At 69.9% G+C, this 22,633-nt stretch carries 18 protein-coding genes; 10 read left to right on the top strand and 8 right to left on the bottom strand.

Annotation, left to right across the window (positions count from 1 at the left end):
* Positions 1–176 precede the first annotated feature (176 nt).
* A complete protein-coding gene (locus ACWFRU_RS21330; RefSeq protein WP_453689184.1) occupies positions 177–1,154 on the top strand; it encodes an alpha/beta fold hydrolase in 978 nt (325 codons plus the stop codon).
* 50 nt (positions 1,155–1,204) lie between these two features.
* Here the strand turns inward: ACWFRU_RS21330 and ACWFRU_RS21325 are convergent, their stop codons facing one another.
* Together ACWFRU_RS21325 and ACWFRU_RS21320 are read right to left on the bottom strand one after the other, a co-directional pair.
* Positions 1,205–1,891, bottom strand: coding sequence for a hypothetical protein (locus ACWFRU_RS21325; protein ID WP_453689182.1), 687 nt, complete (start codon positions 1,889–1,891; stop codon positions 1,205–1,207).
* A gap of 62 nt (positions 1,892–1,953) precedes the next feature.
* Positions 1,954–2,610: a DJ-1/PfpI family protein gene (locus ACWFRU_RS21320; protein ID WP_453689181.1), complete on the bottom strand. Its 657-nt coding sequence runs from the start codon at positions 2,608–2,610 to the stop codon at positions 1,954–1,956.
* A gap of 415 nt (positions 2,611–3,025) precedes the next feature.
* On the opposite strand from ACWFRU_RS21320, the gene ACWFRU_RS21315 reads away from it, so the two are divergent.
* Positions 3,026–3,856 (top strand): hypothetical protein, encoded by an 831-nt coding sequence (locus ACWFRU_RS21315; RefSeq protein WP_453689179.1) that lies wholly within the window; start codon positions 3,026–3,028, stop codon positions 3,854–3,856.
* 786 nt (positions 3,857–4,642) lie between these two features.
* Here ACWFRU_RS21315 and ACWFRU_RS21310 read toward each other — a convergent pair.
* Both ACWFRU_RS21310 and ACWFRU_RS21305 read right to left on the bottom strand, forming a co-directional pair.
* Positions 4,643–4,852, bottom strand: coding sequence for a DUF397 domain-containing protein (locus ACWFRU_RS21310; protein WP_453689177.1), 210 nt, complete (start codon positions 4,850–4,852; stop codon positions 4,643–4,645).
* Between the two features lie 11 nt (positions 4,853–4,863).
* A complete protein-coding gene (locus tag ACWFRU_RS21305; RefSeq protein ID WP_453689175.1) occupies positions 4,864–5,715 on the bottom strand; it encodes a helix-turn-helix domain-containing protein in 852 nt (283 codons plus the stop codon).
* Positions 5,716–5,944: 229 nt separating this feature from the next.
* On the opposite strand from ACWFRU_RS21305, the gene ACWFRU_RS21300 reads away from it, so the two are divergent.
* Entirely contained in the window at positions 5,945–6,406 is a 462-nt protein-coding gene (locus ACWFRU_RS21300) for an ATP-binding protein (RefSeq protein WP_453689173.1), read from the top strand.
* A 316-nt stretch (positions 6,407–6,722) separates the two neighbouring features.
* Here ACWFRU_RS21300 and ACWFRU_RS21295 read toward each other — a convergent pair whose 3' ends face one another.
* Both ACWFRU_RS21295 and ACWFRU_RS21290 read right to left on the bottom strand, forming a co-directional pair.
* Positions 6,723–6,905, bottom strand: coding sequence for a sigma-like protein (locus tag ACWFRU_RS21295; RefSeq protein WP_453689171.1), 183 nt, complete (start codon positions 6,903–6,905; stop codon positions 6,723–6,725).
* A gap of 204 nt (positions 6,906–7,109) precedes the next feature.
* Positions 7,110–10,073, bottom strand: coding sequence for an AfsR/SARP family transcriptional regulator (locus ACWFRU_RS21290; RefSeq protein WP_453689169.1), 2,964 nt, complete (start codon positions 10,071–10,073; stop codon positions 7,110–7,112).
* 331 nt (positions 10,074–10,404) lie between these two features.
* On the opposite strand from ACWFRU_RS21290, the gene ACWFRU_RS21285 reads away from it, so the two are divergent.
* The 7 genes from ACWFRU_RS21285 to ACWFRU_RS21255 all read left to right on the top strand — a co-directional run bounded on the left by ACWFRU_RS21285 (position 10,405) and on the right by ACWFRU_RS21255 (position 20,030).
* Positions 10,405–11,631: an amidohydrolase family protein gene (locus tag ACWFRU_RS21285; RefSeq protein WP_453689470.1), complete on the top strand. Its 1,227-nt coding sequence runs from the start codon at positions 10,405–10,407 to the stop codon at positions 11,629–11,631.
* 201 nt (positions 11,632–11,832) lie between these two features.
* Positions 11,833–12,792, top strand: coding sequence for an LLM class F420-dependent oxidoreductase (locus ACWFRU_RS21280; RefSeq protein WP_453689167.1), 960 nt, complete (start codon positions 11,833–11,835; stop codon positions 12,790–12,792).
* Between the two features lie 37 nt (positions 12,793–12,829).
* Positions 12,830–13,615, top strand: a complete 786-nt coding sequence (locus ACWFRU_RS21275) for an SDR family NAD(P)-dependent oxidoreductase (RefSeq protein ID WP_453689165.1) — start codon at positions 12,830–12,832, stop codon at positions 13,613–13,615.
* Positions 13,616–13,744: 129 nt separating this feature from the next.
* The gene (locus ACWFRU_RS21270) at positions 13,745–14,872 is read left to right on the top strand and encodes an LLM class flavin-dependent oxidoreductase (protein ID WP_453689163.1); all 1,128 of its coding nucleotides are present in this window, start codon (positions 13,745–13,747) and stop codon (positions 14,870–14,872) included.
* A gap of 142 nt (positions 14,873–15,014) precedes the next feature.
* Entirely contained in the window at positions 15,015–16,754 is a 1,740-nt protein-coding gene (locus tag ACWFRU_RS21265) for an N-acyl-D-amino-acid deacylase family protein (RefSeq protein ID WP_453689161.1), read from the top strand.
* Positions 16,751–18,223: an aldehyde dehydrogenase family protein gene (locus tag ACWFRU_RS21260; RefSeq protein WP_453689159.1), complete on the top strand. Its 1,473-nt coding sequence runs from the start codon at positions 16,751–16,753 to the stop codon at positions 18,221–18,223. Before ACWFRU_RS21265 ends, ACWFRU_RS21260 begins: the two co-directional genes overlap by 4 nt.
* 247 nt (positions 18,224–18,470) lie before the next feature.
* Positions 18,471–20,030 carry an APC family permease gene (locus ACWFRU_RS21255; RefSeq protein WP_453689158.1) on the top strand — a complete coding sequence of 520 codons (1,560 nt, stop codon included), beginning with the start codon at positions 18,471–18,473 and terminating at the stop codon, positions 20,028–20,030.
* A gap of 8 nt (positions 20,031–20,038) precedes the next feature.
* On the opposite strand, the gene ACWFRU_RS21250 is transcribed toward ACWFRU_RS21255, so the two are convergent.
* Both ACWFRU_RS21250 and ACWFRU_RS21245 read right to left on the bottom strand, forming a co-directional pair.
* Positions 20,039–20,872: a hypothetical protein gene (locus tag ACWFRU_RS21250; protein WP_453689156.1), complete on the bottom strand. Its 834-nt coding sequence runs from the start codon at positions 20,870–20,872 to the stop codon at positions 20,039–20,041.
* A 108-nt stretch (positions 20,873–20,980) separates the two neighbouring features.
* On the bottom strand, positions 20,981–22,522 hold the full coding sequence (locus ACWFRU_RS21245) for a CehA/McbA family metallohydrolase (RefSeq protein ID WP_453689154.1): 1,542 nt from the start codon (positions 22,520–22,522) through the stop codon (positions 20,981–20,983).
* Positions 22,523–22,633 lie beyond the last annotated feature (111 nt).

Raw genomic sequence — 22,633 nt, 5'->3', positions numbered from 1 at the left:
GTCCACCGGGTTTCGGGTGACCAAGCGCCTGTCGACGGTTTGCCGGGTCGGCAAAGTTTCTTCCGGGTGGGGGAGGCGAGGGGACAGCATCGTGACGTACGTCGACATCATGATGTACGTACTCGTTGGGTACGCCCTGTCTTCTCCGTCTTGTAAATCCAGGTATGGGAGTAAACATGCCGCACGCCACGCAGCACCGCTTGGTCGATGTCCCCGCAGGCCGGATCCACCTGGTGGAGCAGGGGACAGGCCCGCTCGTGCTCCTCGTCCACGGCTTCCCCGAGTCCTGGTACTCGTGGCGCCACCAGCTGCCGGTGCTCGCCGAGGCCGGCTTCCGCGCGGTGGCGATCGACGTGCGCGGGTACGGACGCTCGTCGAAGCCGCGCGAGGTGGACGCGTACGGGATGACGGCCCACGTCGCCGACAACGCCGCCGTCGTACGCGCCCTGGGCGAGGAGACCGCCACCATCGTGGGCCACGACTGGGGCTCGACCATCGCCGCCAACTCCGCGCTGCTCAGGCCGGACGTCTTCACGGCGGTGGGCCTGCTGAGTGTTCCGTACGCGCCCCGCAACGGCGTCCGCCCCACGGACGCGTTCGCCATGATCGGCGGCGACGAGGAGTTCTACGTCAGCTACTTCCAGGAGGAGGGAAGGGCCGAGGCGGAGATCGAGCCGGACGTACGGGGCTGGCTCGCGGGGTTCTACGCGGGGCTCTCGGCGGACACGATGCCGAAGCCGGACGGCGGTCCGAGCCTGCACTTCGTGGCCAGGGGCGGGAAGATGTCGGACCGTTTCGCAGGGGGAGGGGCGTTGCCCTCGTGGCTGACGGAGGCCGATCTCGACTTCTACGCCGAGGAGTTCGAACGCACTGGCCTGACGGGCGCGCTGAGGCGCTACCGCAACGTGGACCGCGACTGGGAGGACTTGGCCGAGTGGGACGGAGCCCCGATCACTCAGCCGTCACTGTTCATCGGCGGCGACCAGGACGCGTCGACGACGTGGCTGGCGGACGCGATCAAGGCGTTCCCGGAGACGCTGCCGGGCCTGGTGTCCTCGCACGTCCTGGAGGGGTGCGGGCATTGGGTGCAGCAGGAGCGGGCGTACGAGGTGAACCGCTTGTTGGTGGGTTGGCTGCGGGGGCTGAGGGGCTGAGGGGGCTGCGGGGGCTGCGTACGGGTTGAGCGGGGTGCGCTCTTGCGCTTTCAGTGGCCGGTGGGTGGAGTGAGGCAACCGGTCTCCATGAAGGGCCCGTTGGCCAGCGCCTCGTAATTGGTCGGCTGCACGAAGGCGGTGACGCAGGCGTCATCGCGTACGCGCAGACCGATCATGGTCCCTTCGGGAGTGACGTACTCGTCGTTCTCGTAGCGCGCACGCATGTCCTGGACGATGAGTTCGCCGCTCAGGACCTTGCCCTTGCCGTCGTACTTCTCGATCTTGTACCCGAGCTCTCCGGTGAGGGCCGCCCGCACGCTCTCCTCATCCCACTTCTTCGCCGCGTGCAGCCGCTTGAGGACGGGCCTGATGCGAGCGGCCTCGGCCTCGGCGGCTTCCTCGCTAGCCGGGGACATGTCGCCGGGCCGCCGGTAGGCGTTGTTCTCCCCGTTGTGGGGGGCGCCGTCGACGGCGCCGGGTTCCACGTAGGGGGAGGCGCCAGGGGCGGAGGTGGCGGGAGCCGCGGCTGCGGAGGGGTTCGTCGGGGTGTCGTGCCGCTGCTCGCCACAGCCGGTGAGGGAGGCCGTGGCGGCGCAGACGAGGAGAGCGGACGCGGGGGCGAGGAGGCGGCGCCGCGTTGGGTTAGCCATGCCGAGCGTGCGCTCGGCGGCGCGTTCGGAGGTGTGCTCGGGCGGGCGTTCGGGAGTGCGTTCGGGCGTGCGTCTCAAGCGGACCATGCCGGTGACTCTGCCACGGCTGCGGGACGCGCACGGCGCGCTCGGCGGGATATGGGATACGGCTAGGACGCGGGCTGGGCGTCGGGCTGGGCGTCGAGCTGAGAGTCGAGCTGTGCCCGGAACTTGGCGACCAGCGCGGCGGGAGCCTTCTCCGGGGAGCCCGCGTCGTACGGCGGCTGGGGGTCGTACTCGATGAGGAGTTGCACGGTCTGCGCGTGCTCGTCGCCCGCGATCTTCCCGGCGAGGGTGAGGCCCATGTCGATCCCGGCGGAGACGCCTGCGCCGGTGACGTACTTCCCGTCGAAGACGACGCGCTGCCCGGTCGATTCGACCCCGAACTGCTTGATCTGTTCGAGCGCGAGCCAATGGGACGTGGCGCGGCGGCCCTTGAGGAGCCCGGCGGCGGCGAGGATGAGCGACCCGGTGCAGACGGATGTCGTCCAGGTGGTGGTGGCGTCGACGGCACGCAGCCAGCTGAGCACGGCCTCGTTCTTCAGGTCGGGCTCGGGGCTGCCGGGTACGACGACGATGTCCGGGCTGCTGACCTCGGCGAGGGATTTCGTGGCGACGAGGGAGAGGGTGCGGGTGTCGTCGAGTACTGGCCCGGCCTGCTCGGCGACGAAGACGACGTCGGCGTCGGGGAGCGAGGAGAGGGTCTGGAAGGGGCCGATGGCGTCGAGGACGGTGAAGTTGTCGTAGAGCAGGATCGCGATCTGCATGGGGTGGGTCCCTTCCCGCTGGGGTGGGTGGCTGTTTCGGTTGGTGGAGCGCGGCGGTGTGTCGGTGGGCTCAAGTCTTCAGGCGGGCGGGAATGTCCGCAATGACGAACAGCCCACCTTTACTGCCATGGAGGGTGGTTGGAGTGGGGGGTGGAGTGGGGGTGGAGTGGGGCCGGTCATGGGCTGTTCATACGCGTGGGCTGGTTATCCCCAAGAGGCCGGTTATCCCCAAGAGGCCGGTTATCCACAGGCTGAAACGGGATCGGCCGATGTGCGCCAACCTGAGGTCATGGGGGGTTCGAGAGGTACGAGAGGGTCGCAAGGCGGGAGGAAGTGGGGTGAGTTGCGGGGGCTGGCTGTGGAGGGGGTGCTGCTCACGCGCTGGGCCAGGGAGGCGGGTTGGCCGAGGAGCACGTTGTCCAGGAGTCTGGCCGCCGAGGGGTGGACGCGTATCCCGGGCGGTGGTTGGGCGGAGCCGGGGAGGGCGCTCGACCTGACGTTACGACTCTGGGCGGGGCAGCTGACGATGCCGGACCTGGTGGCGAGCCACCGTTCGGCGGCGAGGCTGTGGCGCATCGAAGTACTACGGGAGGAGCTGGAGTTCACCGACCCGCGGGGGGCCGGCCGCAAAACGGGCGCACGCGTCTATTGGCTTCCGCTGCCGGCAGCGGAGATCACCGTGGTGGGGGATCTACGGGTGACGACGGTCGCGCGTACGTTGGCGGATCTGTTGCGCCGCGGTCCTCGCGAGGATGCCGTGGTGGCCCTCGACTCGGCGCTGAGCAGCCGCCGTTATGGGGGTCGGTACTGGCGGGGCCCGTGGCTCGGCAGCGTCGATACCGTGGCCGCGGCCTTGGATTCCCCGCCGGTGGCGCGGTTGCCGGGGGCGGTGAGGGCGCGCCGGTGGCTGACGCTGGCCGACCCAAGGGCGGGCTCCCCCGCGGAAACGGTGGCCCGGCTCCGGATGCGGGACGCCGGCCTGCACCCGGAGTCCCAGGCAAGGCTTCTGACGCCGATGGGCCGCGTACTGCGCCCGGACTTCTTCTTCCGGGGGGCGGGCGTGGTGGTCGAGATCGAGGGCTACGCCTACCACGGCACCAGGGAGGCCCACCGCCGAGACCTGGCCCGCTACAACGACCTGGCGTCATGCCCCGAGGTCAGGGTGGTCCTGCGCTTCGCAGCGGAGGAGGTCTTCGCCGCACCGGCTGCGTTCGTGGAGAGGGTGCGGGGGGTGGTGGGGGTGTAGGGGGTGGGGGCGGTTGGGTGGGGTGTGTGCGTGCGGGGTGGGGCGGGGGCCGGGTGGTGGCGGAAGCTTTGGGTGCCGAAGGGCGGCGGGGGCTTTGGTGGGCCGGGGTCGGGTGGTGGCCGGGGCCGCCCGGTGCTCCGGAGTGTGGCGGTGGAGGTGGGCCAGTAAAGGGCGCTCCTGCGTCGCGTCGGCTACGCCGATTCCGCTGCGCTCCACCCTTGACTGCCCCACCTCCACCGCAAGGGCTTTGTGTACCGGGCGGCCGGGGAGGGGCGTATGGCTGCGGCCGGTGGCGGCGGCAGGTCTCCGGCCGGGTGCGGACTGGTTCTCCCGGGGCGGACGTCACGGGGAAGCGGGGCCGCCTGGCCGAGCGGCTCGGCTCCGGTGGCGGTGAGGGGTCTCGCTGCCGGGTGCGGACTGGTTCTTCCGGGGCGGACGTCAGGGGGGAGGGCTGACCGCGACGGTCGGGGAGTTGCGGTGGCGCGTGGGTGTTCGGGCGATGGGGTGGTTGGGGCTGCCGCGCTGGGTGGGGCGTGGGTGGGGCGTGAATGGGTGGTTGGGGGCGGTGCTGGGGTGTGGGGAGGGGTGGGTTGCAGGGGAATCCCGTGGGGGGCCGGAGTGGGGGGTTGGGGGGTGGGAGGAATTTGAGGGTGGGGGCGGAGTGGGGTACCAGCCGCCCCGATTTGGCCGGTGAGTGGGGCCGGCGGACGCGTCGTGCGGGCGCGCCGGCCACACCCCCCAGCCCGCACCTCAGCGGTCAGTCCGTTACGGGGCCAAGCCTCGCCGTTACGCGTGCGGGTGGCCCGGTGCCTTGCTCTTTACGTGGCGTATGAGGTGGGCGAGGCCTTGTGGGGTTGTGGAGAGTTCGGTGTACGGGGCGTCGCTCTCGCGGAGTTTGACGGTGCCTTGTTGTGGTTGGGCGCAGAGTTCGACGCAGTTGGCCCCATCGCCGCCGCCGGAGAATGAGGACTTCTGCCAAGTGGTCGTCGTTGCCATGTCGGGGTCCCTCACACTTCCTTGGCCAGCCGGTGGATGAGCTCTCTCGACCCTACGTCGTCGAGTGCCGAGCGCTGCACCTTGCGGAAGAGGGCGCGGTACCGGTCCAGTTGTGATTCGCCGTCCAGGAACGCCACCCCGTGTACGGAGTCCAGGAGCACGGTGTCGAGCTGCGGGACCGGGCCGCCCGCGTACAGCATGGGGTAGCCGACTCCGGCGAAGCCGTCCACGTCGAACGGGATCACTCGTACGGTCACGTTCGGCCGCAGTGACATTTCCAGGATGTGGGCCAACTGGCGGCGCGCCACCGCCCGGTTGGCGACTCTGATACGGAGGGCCGCCTCGTGCACGACTGCCTCGTACGGAGGTGCGTCGTCCTCGTGGAGGATCGCTTGCCGCCGCAGCCGATAGGCCACGCGAGTGTCCAGCTCGTCAGCGGGGAGTTCGGGTACCGAGTAGGCGAAGATCGACCGGACCTGCTCCTCCGTCTGCAGGAGTCCCGGTACGTGTGCGATCTCGATCGTGTTCAAGTAGCGCGCGTTTCGCTCCAGTTCCGCCAGGTCGAGGAAACCTGTCGGCAACTGCGCTCGGTACTCCTCCCACCAGCCGCGCCCGCGGTCTGCGGCCATGGCTGCCAGGGCGTCCACCAGTGCCGCGTCGCCGCACGCGTACTGGCAGGCGAAATGCCGTACGCGCTCCGGGCTCACGCCGACCTGGGCCGACTCGGTGTTGGACAGCTTCGTCGGCGCGATCCCCAGTAGCCGGGCGGCCTCGCCGACGGAGAGCCCAGCCCTTTCCCGGAGCTTGCGCAACTCTGCGGCCAGGCGCACCTGCCTGGCTGTGATCAAGCTTCGCGCTGGCATCTGCCTCTGCGCTCCCGTCAGTTGGTGACGGCCCAGCGTACGCGAATAGCTTGACGGGGGTTACTAATAACCCCTACTGTCGGTGACGCGATGCTAACTCTGCGGAGCCGCAAGCCCCGGAAGCGCACCGCCCCGTCACGCCTTGGCGGTTGCGGCATGGCCACCGTGTTCCCCCGCAGAGCTGCCCGACTTCTCGCGCTGCCCCCTCACCCCGAACAGGAGTACCCCCATGCCCGAAACGAGACGTGCCCCGAGCTGTTCCGTGAACCCCCGCCCACCGGAAGAGCCCTGGGAGTACACGCTCTACGTCCCCCACGACCTCCGCGCCGTCACGATCAGTCGGCGGACCCTGCGGCTCATCCTCGCCGCGCACGGGTTGCCGCACCTCGCCGAGGTGGCAGAACTGGTGGCGACGGAGCTGGTCAGCAATGCGCTGCGGCATACGAAGGGGCCGGCCGCGCTGCGGCTGCGGTGGGCGGGGCGGGTGCTGCGGATCGGGGTGTGGGACGGCGACCCGACGCCACCGGAGCCGCCGCCGGACGTCGTCTCCGCGTATGCGGAGGAGGGGAGAGGGCTGGCTCTCGTCCGGACGTGCTCCGACGGGTGGGGGTGGTATGCCCTTGCCGGGGTGGGTGATGGTGCCGGTGGGGGCGGAGGGAAGTACGTGTGGTGCGAGTTGGCTGCCGCGTAGGCCTAGGCGGGGGCGTGCGCGTGGGCGTAGGTGTCGGTGGGGGCATAGGTGCCCGTACCCGTGCTGGGGCGCGTGAGGCGTGGTCGTCGCCGGCCGCCGCCGGGCAAGGCCGGGAGCCACCGGCCGCCACCGAGAGTCGCCGGCCGCCACCGAGAGTCGCCAGGCAAGGCCGGGAGTCGCCCGGAGCCGCCGGGAGACGCCGGGTCGGGCCCGCAGGCGCGGCCCGAGGATTGGCCTCGGGCATGCGTCGGCCGCGGCGGCTCCCCCTCCGCGCCGCCGCGGCCGATCGTTCCCCCGTCGGGAGGTGTGGCTTGGGTCAGTCCTTGGGCGGGGCGGGCACGTGGCCATCGCCCTGGGTGGTGGCCGTGCCGTCCTTGGCCGGCGGGGCGGGCACGTGGCCATCGCCCTGGGTGGTGGCCGTGCCGTCCTTTGCCGGAGGGGCGGGCACGTGGCCGTCGCCCATGGTCGTGATGTCCTGGTTCTTCATGGCGTCACTCATGGTGAGAACTCCTTTGGGTCGGGCGGTGCGCTGAGTCGAAGCGCCCGTTCGGCAACTCCCCCGAGGGTCGCCGAACGGGCGCTTCAGGGCCGATCACTCTAGCGATGGGGCCCATGCGATCCGTCTGCCCCCCGACGCGACGGGTCGATGTCCAAAGACTGGCAGTAGCCCATAAACGTTCGATGAACGCCTCGGGGGAGTCGCTCAGATGGCAGGGGCGGGGGCGGGGGCAAGGGAGATGAGCACGCGCACCTCGTCGGCCTCGGGAGCGCCGGAGCCCTCATGAATGGCCAGGGCCTCGTGCCAGCAGGCCCGAGCACGGTCGACCTGCCCGATGCTGTGGAGTGACCTGCCCAGGAGTGTCAGAACGTTGGCGCGCATCCAGTCCCCGCCGACGCAGCCGGTGCTGAGTGCCTGTTCGGCATGTTGCGCGGCCAGCGCCGATTGGCGGGCCGACAAGTGAACCTGGGCTATGCGGAAATGGGTTGTCCCCTCCCACAGACGCTGCCGGTTCTCCACGAAGACCTGCAGTGCGTCGGTGAGTTGGTCCAGGGCTTCCGCGTGACGCCCGGCGTGGCCCAGAGCGATACCGAGGGCGCTCTTCGCGTTGGCGAGGCGGAAGGTCAGCCCGAGGTCGTCGTATATCGCGATCCCTTGCTGGGCGAGCTCGATTGCCTTGGATGTGCGCCCCATCGCGTCCAGGGCGCGGGACAGGTTGCAGAGAGCACTTGCCTCGCCGGCTCGGTTGGCGTCGGCGCGGAATTCCTCAATCGACTTGACGAAGTACGTCTCGCTGGCTGCGTGTTGGTTGACGCAGTAGGCGGTGATCCCACGCTCGTTGGGGGCGTTGCCGCAGGTCCAGGGGTCACCGGAGAGGTCGCCGAGTTCCGAGGCACGATCCAACTCCGCGGACGCCTTCTCGAAGTGGCCCACTTTGCTGAGCACCTGCGCGAGCGTGACCCGAGCCCGCCCCTCCGCATGGGCGTCCCCGACAGCCGCCGCCGCGTCCCGTGCGGCGGATGTTGCCAGTTCGTAGCGCAGCGCGCTCGCTCCCGACTCCGCCAAATCCTTCGAGGCAAGCAGCAGATCGACTGCCCGGCGCAGCGTGTTCGGGCCCAGTGACTGTTGTACGCAGGCCAGGATGCAGGCTGCCTCCGAGTGCAGCCAGTCGAGGGCCTTCGCGTCGTCGCTGAAGTCCTGGCCCGCGTGGCCGGTGACTTCGAGGTGGTCCACTGTCCGGTCGCCGGGCCGCTCTATCGCGTAGACCCGGGCCGCCGATGCGAGGTAAAAGTCCAGCAACCGCGACATGGCCGCCCCCCTCTCGCTAGGCGGCAGCTCGTCGCGTTCCGCGCACGCACGCGCGTAGAGCCGGACCAGGTCGTGGTAGCGGTAGCGGCCCGGGGCCGCGGATTCCACCAGGGACGTGTCGACCAGGGACTCCAGGAGGTCCTCTGTTTCCTCGGGCGGCAGGTCGAGTACCGCTGCCGCTGCTGCGAGGGAGAGGTCCGGGCCGTCTGCGAGGCCGAGGAGGCGGAAGGCTCGTGCCTGGGCGGGTTCCAGTTGGCCGTAGCCCAGTTCGAAGGTGGCCTTGACCGCGAGGTCGCCTGCCTGGAGTTCGTCCAGGCGGCGGCGTTCGTCCGCGAGCTTCGCGGCGAGGGTGGAGACGGTCCAGGTGCGGCGGGCCGCGAGGCGGGAGGCCGCGATGCGGATGGCGAGGGGCAGAAAACCGCACGCCGCCACCACGTCGAGCGCGGCCTTGCGCTCCGAGGTGACCCGCTCCTCGCCGACGATCCGGGTGAAGAGGAGCAGGGCTTCCTCGGGGGACATCACGTCCAGGTCCACCAGGTGCGCGCCCGCCAGGTCCACCATGCGGATGCGGCTGGTCACGAGTGCCGCGCAGCCCTCCATGCCCGGGAGCAGGGGGCGTACCTGGGCGGCGTCGCGGGCGTTGTCCAGGACCACCAGGACCCGGCGGCCGTCGAGGACCGAGCGGTAGAGGGCTGCACGCTCCTCCAGGGAGTCCGGGATCGCCGTGTCCGGGGTGCCGAGGGCGCGGAGGAACGCGCCGAGGACTGTTTCCGGTTCCGCCGCTCGCGCGCCGGCGCCTTGCAGGTCGACGTACAGCTGTCCGTCGGGGAAGTACGTCCGTGCCACGTGGGCCACGTGGACGGCGAGGGTCGTCTTGCCCACGCCTCCGATGCCCGCGAGCGCCGAGACGGCCATCACCCGGCCCTCGGCGGCCGAGAGGATCTCGCTCAGTTCGGCGACGAAGGACGCGCGGCCGGTGAAGTCGGGGACCGTGGCGGGGAGCTGCGCGGGGCGTACGACGGCCGCCGCTGGTTCCGGGGCCGCCGCCGAGGGTTCCGTCAGTGCCGGGTCCGCCTGGAGGATGCGCTGCTGGAGTTCCTTCAGGCCGGGGCGCGGGTCCACGCCCAGTTCGTCGTCGAGCAGGCGGCGCGTGTCCGCGTAGACCGCAAGGGCCTCCGCCTGGCGTCCGCTGCGGTAGAGCGCCAGCATCAGGAGTTCGCGGAGGCGTTCGCGCAGGGGGTGTGCCGCGGTGAGGGCCGTGAGTTCCGAGACGGCCTCGGCGTGGCAGCCGACCTCCAGGTCCATGTCCAGGCGGGATTCCAGGAGCTGGAGGCGCCATTCCTCCAGGCGTGTGCGTTCCGTTTCCGCGTGGGGGCCGGGGACGTTGGCGAGGGGTTCGCCGTCCCAGAGGCTCAGTGCCTTGTTGAGCAGGGACCGGGCCTGGCAGAGGTCGCCGACGCCGCGTGCCTTCTCCGCTTCCGTCGACAGGTCTTCCGCGAGGGACAGGTCGAGTGCGCCGTCGCCCACCGCGATCGCGTATCCGCCCGATTCGCTGATCAGGACTCCCGGGGGCAGCACCTTGCGCAGCCGGGACGCGTACGTACGGACCGCGGCCAGGGCCTGTGAAGGGGGTTCTTCGCCCCAGAGCGCGTCGATCAGTTCGTGTGCCGTCGCCGTGCGGCCGGCGCGCAACAGGAGCGCGGCGAGAAGCGCGCGTTGTTGCGGAGAGCCCATGGAGAGCTGCTCGGCGCCGTGCCATGCGCGTACGGGGCCGAGCACGCTGAAGTGCGGTCTCAGTTCCTCGGGGGCGTTCCCCGGGGCCGGACGCCGCTGGTCCGGTACTCGCGGTACACCGTCCATCGCTCCCCCTGCTGCCCTGACGTGCCCGGCCGTCACCGTGCCTGGTCGTGCTCCGCGGGTCTGCCCTGCCCGCGATGTGCGTGCTTTCGGTGCTTTCTGAGCTTCCTGCGCCTTCTGTACTTTCCGTGCTCTTCCAGGTTCCGTTCTTTACCTGATTCTTGCTGCCCGCCAGTTTGCCTTGTTCATGGCGGATACGTCAGCCGTGCGAGACGGCTCTCACAGGGTCCACGCACTCGTGGGCCGGGCGACAGTCCGCGTACTCGTGCCTGACAGGGAGCTGACGGGTCGTCAGATCGGCGCTACCGTGGAGCGCATGGAGACCACTGAGACCTTGCCGACGTTCCCGAGGATCATCTCGGTGGACGACCACACCGTTGAGCCCGCCCACGTCTGGCGGGACCGCCTCCCGGCCCGGTACCGGGACAGCGGGCCGCGCGTCGTCCGGGCACCCCTGAAGGAAATGACCTTTATGGGAGGGAAGTTCGCCCCGGTGATGGGGGCCAAAGGGGACGACGGGCCCATAGGCGACTGGTGGGTCTACGAAGACCTGCACCGGCCCCTCACCCGCCTCGACACGGCGGTCGGGTACGACAGGGACGAGATCAAGCTGGAGGTGATCACGTACGAGCAGATGCGGCCGGGGTCCTTCAGCGTGCCCGACCGTCTCGCCGACATGGACGTCAACCACGTCCAGTCCGCCCTCTGCTTCCCCACTTTCCCCCGCTTCTGCGGGCAGACGTTCACCGAGGCGACCGACCGTGAGCTGGGTCTGCTCGGGGTCCGCGCGTACAACGACTGGATGGTGGAGGAGTGGTGCGGGCCCGAGGCGCGGGGCCGGCTGATCCCCCTCACCCTCATTCCGCTCTGGGATGCGGAGCTCGCCGCCGCCGAGGTCCGGCGCAACGCCGCTCGCGGGGTACGTGCCGTCGCCTTCTCCGAGATACCGCCCCACCTGGGCCTCCCCTCCATCCACACGGACGAGTGGGACCCCTTCCTGCGCGCGTGCGACGAGACCGGCACGGTCATCGCCATGCACATCGGGTCCAGCAGCAAGATGCCGAGCACGTCCGCGGACGCGCCGCCCGCCGTCGGGTCGACCATCACCTTCGCCAACTGCTGCTTCTCGATGGTCGACTGGCTGATGAGCGGCAAGTTCGAACGCTTCCCGAACCTCAGGATCATGTACGCCGAGGGGCAGATCGGGTGGATTCCGTACATCCTGGAGCGCGCGGACGTGGTCTGGGAGGAGAACCGGGGGTGGGGCGGGGTCGCCGACAAGGTGCACCGGCCGCCGTCCGAGCTCTTCGCCGAGCACGTGTACGGGTGCTTCTTCGACGACGCCTTCGGCCTGAAGAACCTCGACGCGATCGGGGTGGGGAACGTCCTCTACGAGACCGACTACCCGCACTCCGACTCGACCTGGCCGAAGTCGCGGGAGGTGGGGGAGTCCCAGATGGGCCACCTCGCACCGGACATTGTGGACCGCATCGTGCGGGGCAACGCGATCGATCTGCTCGGCCTGACGGCGGAGGGGCTGTGGGCGGGGCCCGGAGCGTAGGCGCGGAGGCCGTCGCCCGCGGGCCGCTGCCCTGAGGGGCGGCGGCCCGCTGCCCCGTGCCCGGCGGGTATGGCCTCCACCTCCCTCACGGCTGCCGGGCAGTCCCTTCCAAACCCTTGCCTGACGGTGCGTCAGCTACGACGATGAGAGCCGTCGCCGTATATGACACTCCGTCAGATCAAGGTGAGGGGTCGGGTTCCCATGGCTGCCAATGCGCTGGCGCACATCTTCCCGCAGGGGCGACTGGTCTACGGGATGCAACTCCCGATCCAGTCGCAGAGCGTCATCTACGCCGAGGCGTGGGAGGCCGACGCCACCGCCGAGGATCTCGCCGAGATCGCCCGCGCCGCCGACCGCGGCGGCTTCGCGTACGTCGCCGGATGTGATCACGTGGCCATTCCGCGGCGGCTCGCCGACACCATGAGCACCGTCTGGTACGACCCGGTGGCCACGCTCTCCTTCCTCGCCGGGATCACCGAGAACGTACGGCTGATGAGCCACGTCGCCGTCGTCGGACTCCGGCACCCGCTCGTCACCGCCAAGCAGTACGCCACCCTGGACCGGCTCAGCGGCGGGCGGCTGATCCTCGGTGTCGGGGCCGGGCACGTGCAGGAGGAGTTCGACGCCGTCGGCGCCGACTTCGAGCGGCGCGGGCCCGTGTTGGACGAAAGCATCGACGCGCTGAAGGCCGCCCTCGGGCCCGAGGAGTATCCCGAACACCACGGCGAGCACTACGACTTCGGCGGGCTCGGCCAGCAGCCGCGCCCGGCGCAGGAACGCGTGCCCATCTGGGTGGGCGGCTCCTCGCCCGCCGCCGTCCGCAGGGCCGCCGTACGTGGCGACGGGTGGCTGCCGCAGGGCGACCCGCGCGACAAGCTGCCCGCGCAGATCGCCAGGCTCAAGCGGCTGAGGGAGGAGGCAGGGGTCGAGGAGCCGATCGTCGTCGGGGCGATCGCCGAGCCCCTGTACGTGGGGGAGCCCGGCTGGTCCGTGGGGCGGCGCACCCTGAGCGGGAAGCCGGACGCCCTCGCCGAGTCGCTGCGCGCGTACGGCGCGATGGGCGTGCAGCAGATCCAGGTGCGCTTCCGCAGCCGCGGTCGCACCGAACTCACCGACCAGATGGCCGCCTTCGCCGCCGAGGTCGCCCCGCACCTCAACTGAGCACCCCCTGACCCTGACCTCACTCAAGGAGACTCGTATGGGCAAGCTGGACGGTCGCGTCGTCATCGTCACCGGTGGTGCGCGCGGGCAGGGCGAGCAGGAGGCGCGGCTCTTCGTCGCTGAGGGCGCGCGGGTCGTCGTCGGTGACGTGCTCGACGACCAAGGCGAGGCCCTGGCCAAGGAACTCGGCGGTGATGTCGCCAAGTACGTGCACCTCGACGTCAGCCAGGAGGCCGACTGGAGCGCGGCCGTGGCAGCTGCCAAGGACGCTTTCGGGAAGGTCGACGGTCTCGTCAACAACGCCGGAATCCTGCGGTTCAACGAGCTCGTCAGCACTCCGCTCGAAGAGTTCCAGCAGATCATCCAGGTGAATCAGGTCGGCTGCTTTCTCGGCATCCGCACCGTCGCCCCCGAGATCGCCGCCGCCGGCGGCGGGACCATCGTGAACACCGCCTCGTACACGGCGATGACGGGCATGGCGTACGTCGGCGCGTACGCCGCGACCAAGCACGCCATCCTCGGTCTGACCCGGGTCGCCGCGCTGGAGCTCGCGGCCGGGAACATCCGCGTCAACGCCGTCTGCCCGGGTGCCGTCGACACCCCGATGACCAATCCCGCGCAGCTCGACCCGACCGCCGACCCCGCCGAGGCGGGGGACGCCGTCGCCGGGCTCTACAAGAAGCTCGTGCCGCTCGGGCGGATCGGCAGGCCCGAGGAGGTGGCGGCGCTCGCGCTCTTCCTGACCGGGGACGACTCGGCGTACATCACCGGGCAGCCGTTCGTCATCGACGGCGGGTGGCTCGCGGGCGTCAGCATTGTCTGACGGGACGTCAGTATGCGCGCCCGCGGGTATTGACGGTCCCCGCGGCCGGTGGAACAGTCGTCGCATCACGATCTGACGGTTCGTCAGAAACTCGTAACTCGAAGATACTCACGAGGATGGTGAACCTCCTTGGAATTCGGTCTCTTTGTACAGGGATACGTGCCCGCCAAGCGGGCCAAGGTCGACCCCGAAGCAGAGCACAAGGCACTCATCGAGGAGACCGAGTACGTCATCCAGGCGGACAAGTCCGGCTTCAAGTACGCCTGGGCCTCCGAGCACCACTTCCTGGAGGAGTACTCACACCTCTCCGCCAACGACGTCTTCCTCGGCTACCTCGCCCACGCGACCGACCGCATCCACCTCGGCTCCGGGATCTTCAACCCGCTCGCCCCGGTGAACCACCCGGTCAAGGTCGCCGAGAAGGTGGCCATGCTCGACCATCTCTCCGAGGGGCGCTTCGAGTTCGGGTCGGGCCGCGGGGCCGGGTCGCACGAGATATTGGGCTTCATGCCGGGCATCACCGACATGAACCACACCAAGGAACTCTGGGAAGAGACCATCGCCGAGTTCCCCAAGATGTGGCTCCAGGACGAGTACGTCGGCTTCCAGGGCAAACACTGGTCGCTGCCGCCCCGCAAGGTCCTGCCCAAGCCGTACGGGAAGTCGCACCCGGCCATGTGGTACGCCGCCGGGTCCCCGCCCTCGTACGCGATGGCCGGCAAGAAGGGGCTCGGGGTCCTGGGCTTCAGCGTGCAGAAGGTCTCCGACATGGAGTGGGTCCTGGAGTCGTACAAGACGGCCGTGAAGGACGCCGAGCCGGTCGGTGACTTCGTCAACGACAACGTCATGGTGACCTCCACCGCGATCTGCGCCGAGACCCACAAGAAGGCCGTGGAGATCGCCGTCAGCGGCGGGCTCAACTATCTGCAGTCGCTGCTGTTCCGGTACCACGACACCTTCCCGCGGCCGGAGGGCATCCCCGAGTGGCCCGAGCTGCTCCCCGAGTACACCGAGGAGATCATCGAGCTGCTCATCGCCGAGGAGCTGATGATCTGCGGTGACCCGGACGAGGTGCTCACGCAGTGCAAGCGGTGGGAGCAGGCGGGGGCGGATCAGCTCAGCTTCGGGCTGCCGATCGGGATTTCGTCCGAGGACACGAAGAACACGATCAAGTTGATCGGTGAGCATGTGATTCCCAAGATCGACACCGATCCCGTGCATCGGACCACCCGCATGCGGGGTGCCTCCGGCGGTTGAGCCGCCACCACTGTCTGCCCCGGCTTCCTCTCCCGGACGGAAGCCGGGGTGCCCCCTCTTCGCCCTTCGGGCGTGTCCTCAAGCGCCGGACGGGCTTTCTCCCACCCACCCACCCGCTCTCCGAAGGGGGACCTCTCCCGCCATGCTTGACCACCTCATCAAAGGCGCGACCGTAGTCGACGGAACCGGCGCCCCCGCATACACCGCCGACGTCGGTATCCGGGGCGGGCGCATCGCCCTCATCGCCGAGCCCGGGACCACGACCGAAGAGGCCCGGTCCAGCGAGGACGCCCAGGGGCGCGTCCTCGCCCCCGGTTTCGTCGACCCCCATACGCACTACGACGCCCAGCTCTTCTGGGACCCGTACGCGACCCCCTCCCTGAACCACGGCGTCACAACCGTCGCGGGCGGCAACTGCGGGTTCACCCTCGCCCCCTTGCATCCCGACCGGCCCGAGGACGCCGACTACACGCGGCGGATGATGTCGAAGGTCGAGGGCATGTCCCTGGTGGCCCTCGAAGAGGGGGCGCCCTGGTCGTGGAGTTCGTTCGGCGAGTATCTGGACGCCCTGGAGGGACGCGTCGCCGTCAACGCCGGGTTCATGGTGGGGCATTGCGCGCTGCGGCGGTACGTGATGGGCGCCGACGCGGTGGGCGGGCAGCCGACCCCCGAGCAGCTCGACCAGATGCTGCGGCTCTTCCATGACGCCATGGACGCCGGGGCCTGGGGGCTCTCCACCACGCAGTCGTCCACGCACTCCGACGGCGACGGGCAGCCGGTCGCCTCCCGGCACGCGAAGCCCGCCGAGCTGCTCGCGCTCAGCCGGGCCGTCGCCGAGCACGAGGGAACGCAGCTGGAAGCCATCGTCGCGGGCTGTCTTGATCAGTTCAGCGACGACGAGATCGATCTGTTCGTCGAGATGAGCGCCGCCGCGGGCCGGCCGCTGAACTGGAACGTCCTCACCATCGACGCCGCCGTGCCCGAGCGCGTGCCACGCCAGCTGGCCGCCAGTGAGCGGGCCCGTGAGTCCGGCGGCCGGATCGTCGCCCTGACCATGCCGATCCTCACCCCCATGAACATGTCGCTCGGCACCTTCTGCGCCCTGAACCTGATCCCCGGCTGGGGAGACGTGCTGGGCCTGCCCGTGCCCGAGCGCATCGCCAAGCTGCGCGACCCGGACGTGCGGAGCGAGATGCTGCGGCGCGCAGACAGCAAGGAGGCCGGGGTCTTCAGGCGGCTCGCGCACTTCGACCGGTACGTCATCGGGGACACGTACTCCAAGGAGAACGAGGGCCTCACCGGCCGTGTCGTCGCCGACATCGCCGCCGAGCGTGGGCAGGAGGCCTTCCAGTGCCTCGTCGAGATCTGCGCCAACGACGACCTGCGTACGGTCCTGTGGCCGATGCCCTCCGACAACGATCCCGCCTCGTGGGCGCTGCGCCAGGAGACCTGGCAGCACGAGGACGTCATGCTGGGCGGCTCCGACGCGGGCGCGCACCTGGACCGCATGTGCGGAGCCCCGTACACGACCCGGTTCATCGGGGACTGTCTGCGGGGGCGGAAGCTGGTGGGCCTGGAGCAGGCGGTGAAGATGCTCACCGACGATCCGGCGCAGCTCTTCGGGCTGCGGGACAGGGGCCGTGTCGAGGAGGGCTTCCACGCCGACCTCGTCCTCTTCGACCCCGAGCGCATCGACGCGGGCAAGGCCACCCTTGTGCACGACCTGCCCGGTGACAGTCCGCGTCTCGACTCCAAGGCCATCGGGGTCAACGCCGTCTGGGTCAACGGCGTCGAGGCCATCCGCGAGGACCAGGTGACGGGTGCGACCCCGGGCACGGTGCTGCGTTCGGGCCGCGACACCAGGACGGTGAGCACCAAGTGAGCGACCGACCGGTGCAGGACCAGCGGCTGTTCGTCGGCGGCGAGTGGGTCGAGCCCGACGGCGGCCACTACGAGGTGATCAACCCGGCGACGGAGGAGGTCGTGGGCCTGGCGCCCGAGGCGAGCCGCGCGCAGGTGCACGCGGCAGCCGCAGCCGCCCGCGACGCCTTCGCCACCTGGTCGCGTACGACCCCGGAGGAGCGGGCCGCGGTCCTGGACCGCGCCGCGTCGATCATGCAGCGCGACCTGGTTCCGTACGCGGAACTCGCGCAGGCCGAGAGCGGCGCGACGACCGGCACGGCGCGGGGCATGCAGGTCGCGGTGTCGGTGGCGCGTTTCAAGCGGTACGCGAAGGGGGCGATGGAACCGGTCGAGGCAGGGCTGCCCCCGCAGATCAATGAGGCGGGGCCGATGGGCAAGGCCGGCGTCGTGGGGGCGCTCACCGTCCGCCAGCCGGTGGGTGTCGTCACCTGCATCACCTCGTACAACAACCCGTGGGCCAACCCGGCGGGCAAAGTGGCGCCCGCCCTGGCCATGGGCAACACGGTCCTGGTGAAGCCCGCCCCGCAGGACCCGCTGTCGGTGTACCGGATGGCGGCGGCTCTTGAGGAGGCCGGGGCGCCGCCGGGAGTGGTGAACGTGGTGAGCGGCGCGCGCCCCGAGGTGGGCGAGGCGGCCGTCGACTCCGGGGACGTCGACATGGTGAGCTTCACCGGCTCGACGGCGGTGGGGCAGCGGATCGCCGAGGTGTGCGGCCGCGACATGAAACGCCAGTTGATGGAGCTGGGCGGCAAGGGCGCGGCGCTCGTCTTCGAGGACGCGGACCTGGACTCGGCGGTGGCGGGCATCGGGACGACGTTCTCCTTCTACAGCGGACAGATCTGCACGGCCCCGACGAGGGTGATCGCGCACCGCGCCGTCCATGACGCTCTCGTCGAGAAGCTGACCGGCTACATCGGCTTCATGAAGGTCGGTGATCCGCGGGAAAAGGGGACGATCGTCGGTCCGGTGATCTCGGCGGCCCACCGGGACCGCATCGAGTCGTACGTCGAGCTGGGGCGCAAGGAAGGCGCGCGGGTCGTCGCGGGTGGCGAGCGCCCGGCCTCGTTGGAGAAGGGTTTCTACGTGGCCCCGACGCTGCTCGCGGACTGCACGAACGACATGCGGGTGGTCCGGGAGGAGATCTTCGGCCCGGTCGTGGTGGTGGTCCCCTTCGAGGACGAGGAGGAAGGCATCGCGCTGGCCAACGACAGCGACTACGGCCTCCTCGACTACGTCTGGTCGGGCGATGTGGCCCGCGCCTTCCGGGTCGCGCGGCGGCTGCGCGCGGGCGGGGTCGGCGTGAACACGATCGGCCGGAACATGGAGGCGCCGTTCGGCGGGTTCAAGAAGAGCGGGGTGGGCCGGGATGTGGGCTCGTACGCGCTGCACGCGTACAGCGAGCTGCAGTCGATCGTGTGGCCGGGCTGAGGGCCGCGAAGTCCGGAATGTGAAATGCGGGAGGCGGCGCGGGAAAATTTGGAAACGTGTCAAAACGGACAGCGCTGCGGTTCCCGCATACCGGACAGTCTGGCTTTTGCCTGGCAATGAATAAGCATTACTGCGGAGATCTCTGCCAATCAATGGTTACTGTCCTGTTTTCTCCATTGATTACAAGCTCCGAGATCCGGATCTCGTCCTTCCGCATGTGGAAACCGCAGGACTTAACGTCCTGTTCATGACCCAGTTGGACGTACGGCCACAGGCCGGAGACACGGTAAGCGGCGCCCCCGACGGGGGCGTGCGCGCCAAAGGCCTCGGCGGGAACTCCGTGGGGCTCATGGGCAGCGCCGTCATCGGCATCTCCACCGTCGCCCCCGTCTACTGCCTGACATCGACCCTCGGCTCCACGGCCGGCGAGGTCGGCCTCGCCATGCCCGCGGTGTTCCTCGCGGGCTTCCTGCCGATGCTCCTGGTGGCGTTCGCCTACCGGGAGCTCAACAAGGCCATGCCGGACTGCGGCACGTCCTTCACCTGGACCGTCAAGGCCTTCGGCCCCCGGATCGGCTGGATGTGCGGCTGGGGCCTCGTCATCGCCACGATCATCGTCCTGTCGAACCTGGCGGGCGTGGCGACCTCGTACTTCTGGCTCCTGGCGGGCGAGATCACGGGCAGCGACTCGGTCGCCGCCCTCGACGACAACAAGGCCGTCCACATCCTCACGTGCCTCGCCCTGATCGCCGCCGCGACGGCGATCAGCTACCGGGGGATGACGGCCACCAAGGGCGTGCAGTACCTCCTGGTCGGCCTGCAGCTCGTGGTCCTCGCCCTCTTCGTCGTGATGGCCCTGGGCAAGGCCGGCAGCGGTGACATCGCCGGTTCCATGGACTTCTCCTGGTCCTGGCTGAACCCCTTCTCCGTGCAGTCCTTCGGCGCCTTCACGGCCGGTCTCTCCCTGTCGATCTTCATGTTCTGGGGCTGGGACGCGTGCCTGACCGCCAATGAGGAGACCACCGGCAGCGAGAAGACCCCGGGCCGCGCGGCGCTCATCTCGATGGTCGTCCTGATCGGCTCCTACCTCGCCACCGGCATCGCCGCCCAGATGGCCGTCGGCTCCGGCGACAAGGGGCTCGGCCTCGCCAACCCCGACACCTCCGACAACGTCTTCGCCGCGCTCGCCGGGCCCATCATGGGCAACGGCCTGGGCATCCTGCTCTTCGTCGCCGTCCTCGCCTCGGCCGCCGCGAGCCTGCAGACCACGTTCATCCCGGTGGCCCGCACGGTCCTCGCCATGTCGACGTACGAGGCGCTTCCGGCGTCCTACGCGCGCGTGCACCCCCGGTTCAAGACCCCCGGCCGCGCCACGATCGTCGCGGGAGTCGCCACCGGCGTCTTCTACACGGTCATGACGCTGGTCTCCGAGCACGTCCTGGTCGACACGATCTACGCGCTCGGCCTCATGATCTGCTTCTACTACGCGCTCACGGCCTTCGCCTGCGCCTGGTACTTCCGCCGCGAACTGTTCTCGTCCGCCCGTGACTTCGCCTTCAAGGGCTTCTTCCCCGTGTTCGGCGGCATCCTGCTGACCGCGGTCTTCTTCAAGACCCTCGTCGACATGTGGAACCCCGCCTACGGCAGCGGCTCCTCCGTCTTCGGTGTCGGCTCGGTCTTCGTGATCGGCGTGGGCCTGCTGCTCCTCGGCGTGGTCATCATGCTGGCGATGGGCCGCAAGAGCCCGGCGTTCTTCCGCGGCGAGGTCCTCAAGCGGGACACCCCGGCGCTGGTGGTCGCGGACTGACCTGACCTTCAGCCCGCGAGCAGCTTGTGCAGCGACGCCTTCAGGTGGGTGATGAAGGCGTCGCGGTGTTCCCGGGGGACGAGGTCCAGGGACAGGTACGGGTTGAGGTCCTCCAGTTCGACCAGGAGCAGGTCTCCCGACCGGGTGCGGCAGGCGTCGACGCGCTGGATGCCGTGGGTGACGGTGTTCCAGTCGACGAAGCGCTGGGCGAAGACCAGATCGGCGGCGCTCGGGGTGTAGGGCTCGAGGACCCAGCGCTTGTCGGAGTGCGGTGCGTGCAGGGCGTACTGGAAGGTGTCGTCGACGAAGTAGAACGACACCTCGTACGTGAAGTCGACGCGCGGCTGGACGAGAAAGGTGTCCCCGTCGCCGACGTGCTCCCGCAGTTCGGCCCGGGACAGGATCTTCAGGCCTATCGAGTCCGCGCCCAGCTTGGGCTTGATCACGTACTCGGCGGTGTCCGGGAGCTTGTCGACGTCCGTCAGACGGTCGACGGTGGGGATCACCGGGTGGCCTTGTGCCGTGAGGTCGACGAGGTACTGCTTGCCCGCCATGTCCGCGCTGCCGGTCAGCTGGTTGTGGACGCGGGTGCCCGAGGCGAGCGCTCGGGTGCGGAAGGCGTCGAACGCCTCCTGGTAGTGCAGGACCGGGCCGCTGTTGCGGATCAGTACCGCGTCGAAGGAGTCCATCAGCGCGGCCGCGTCCAGCGGATGGCACAGCGCCGTGTCGAAGTCCTCGCGCAGGCGGGAGGCGAGCGCGATGTCCTCGTCGCAGTAGCGGCGGCCCCGCGCCTCGTAGGCGAGGTCGGTGACGAGCAGGAGACGGGGCTTGGCGGACGGCATGGAACGGCTCTCCCGGGGTGCTGGTTGTCGACCGACCCTACGCGGCGGCCCTTCCCCGCGAAGGAGGACCCCGCCCCTGGTCAGGGGGCCCTCCTTCGCGGGAGGCCTCTAACTCCGGCCCAGGAAGATCGGGTTCGTGAACGCCGTCAGGGGGCCCGGGAGGGTCGGGACTGTCGGGGGATGGCGGACCTCGGCCCGCACGTAGGCCGCGTACGAGGGTGTCGTCCGCCACTCCGCCGTACCGGTCCCGGACGCGGGGAGCGCGGGGGCCGTGAAGAGCACGCCCTGGTCCGTGACGAAGCGGATCGTGCAGCCGGGGGCGCCCGTGACGTCCAGGCGGACCATGACGGGGGCGTCCTGCTCGACGTAGAGGCGGTCGCCGATGCCCGCCTGCTTCCCCCTGCCGCCGGTGGCGGTGAACTTGAGCGAGACGTTCTTGGACTCGGCCACGTAGCTGTGGCCCGCGCGGATGCCCGCCTGGATGGCGTCGCGGGTCAGGTCGTCCGCGAGGACCACCGTCTGCGGGGTGCCGACGGGGTCGGGGTCGCGGTGGGCGTCGCTGTTGCCCATGGCGGGAATCCACGGCTTGCGGCCACGGACCGCGGCGACCAGCGTGCTGTCCCAGTCGGCGAGGGAGATCTCGTCGTCCGGGGTGTACGCGCCGTTCCACACCTCCACCGCGTCGGCCTCACCGAAGCCGAACTTCCAGTTGCAGCCGATGCACGTGGCGTGCGGATGCGCGGGGACGACGAGGCCGCCCGCGTCGCGGACCTCGCGGGCGTACTTGCCGAAGCGGTTGTCGCGGGCGCGGTAGCGCCAGTCGATGAACGTGCCGGGGTCCGTGCCGAGGGCGACCACGTGGCCGTTGCGCGTGGTGACCTCCTCGCCCAGCATCACCAGGAGGTCGTCGCCCGCGTGCTCGGCCCAATGGGCGTGCGCGGAGTGGGTGTTGTGCTCGGAGGAGTTGATGAAGTCGAGGCCCGCGGCGCGCGCGAGCGCCGCGATCTCGGCGGGGGTGCGCCTGCCGTCCGAGTACCAGGAGTGCAGGTGGCAGTCGCCGCGGTACCAGGCGCGGCCCCGCCCCTTCGCCCGCTCCGGGGGATAGGTGGGCCTGGGCGTCTTGCCGGGTGCCCCGAACTTGAGGGTGATCGTGACCTCGTAGGGCAGGCCCTGGGGGGCGACCGTGTACGGGCCGAGTGCGATGTTCCAGGTGCCCGCCTTGACCGGGCCGGGGATGTAGCCGGGGGTCGCCTCGTCGGCGCGGATGAAGAACTCGGTGCGCGCGCCGCCCGACCAGCCGCGGAAGCCCTTGCCGCCGAGGGCGGTGCCGCGCTGGTCGAAGATGCCGATGTCGAGTGCGTTGCCCTGTGTGCCCGCCGGGACCGTGACCTTCTCGTAGGTGTACGCGACGTGGATCTCCCGTACGCCGTCCGGGACTTCGACCGGCAGGTACACGAAGTCGGGGGACCCGGCGGGCAGCGTGCCGCGCACCACCTTGGTCTCGTCGCCACTTCCGGGTGCACGCCCTGCGGCGCTCGCGAAGCTCACGCTGTTCAACGTAAGCGCGGCGGCGGCTCCCGTCACGAGCAGACCGCGCCGGTTCAGGGGTGTGTTGGCGGGTCTGGCCCGGTGGTGTTCGTCCTCGCACATGTGTCGGCTCCCCAGGGTGTCGGAAGGGACTGCAGGGCAACCCTGGTATTGAGCCGTGAACTCCACCGCAAGGGAAGGCAATTGACAGACTTACGGGCGGTGTCGGACTTA

Source organism: Streptomyces sp. NPDC055099, assembly GCF_053607685.1.
The sequence above is the reverse complement of the archived record's forward strand: the minus strand, read 5'-3'. Positions and strand labels throughout refer to the sequence as shown.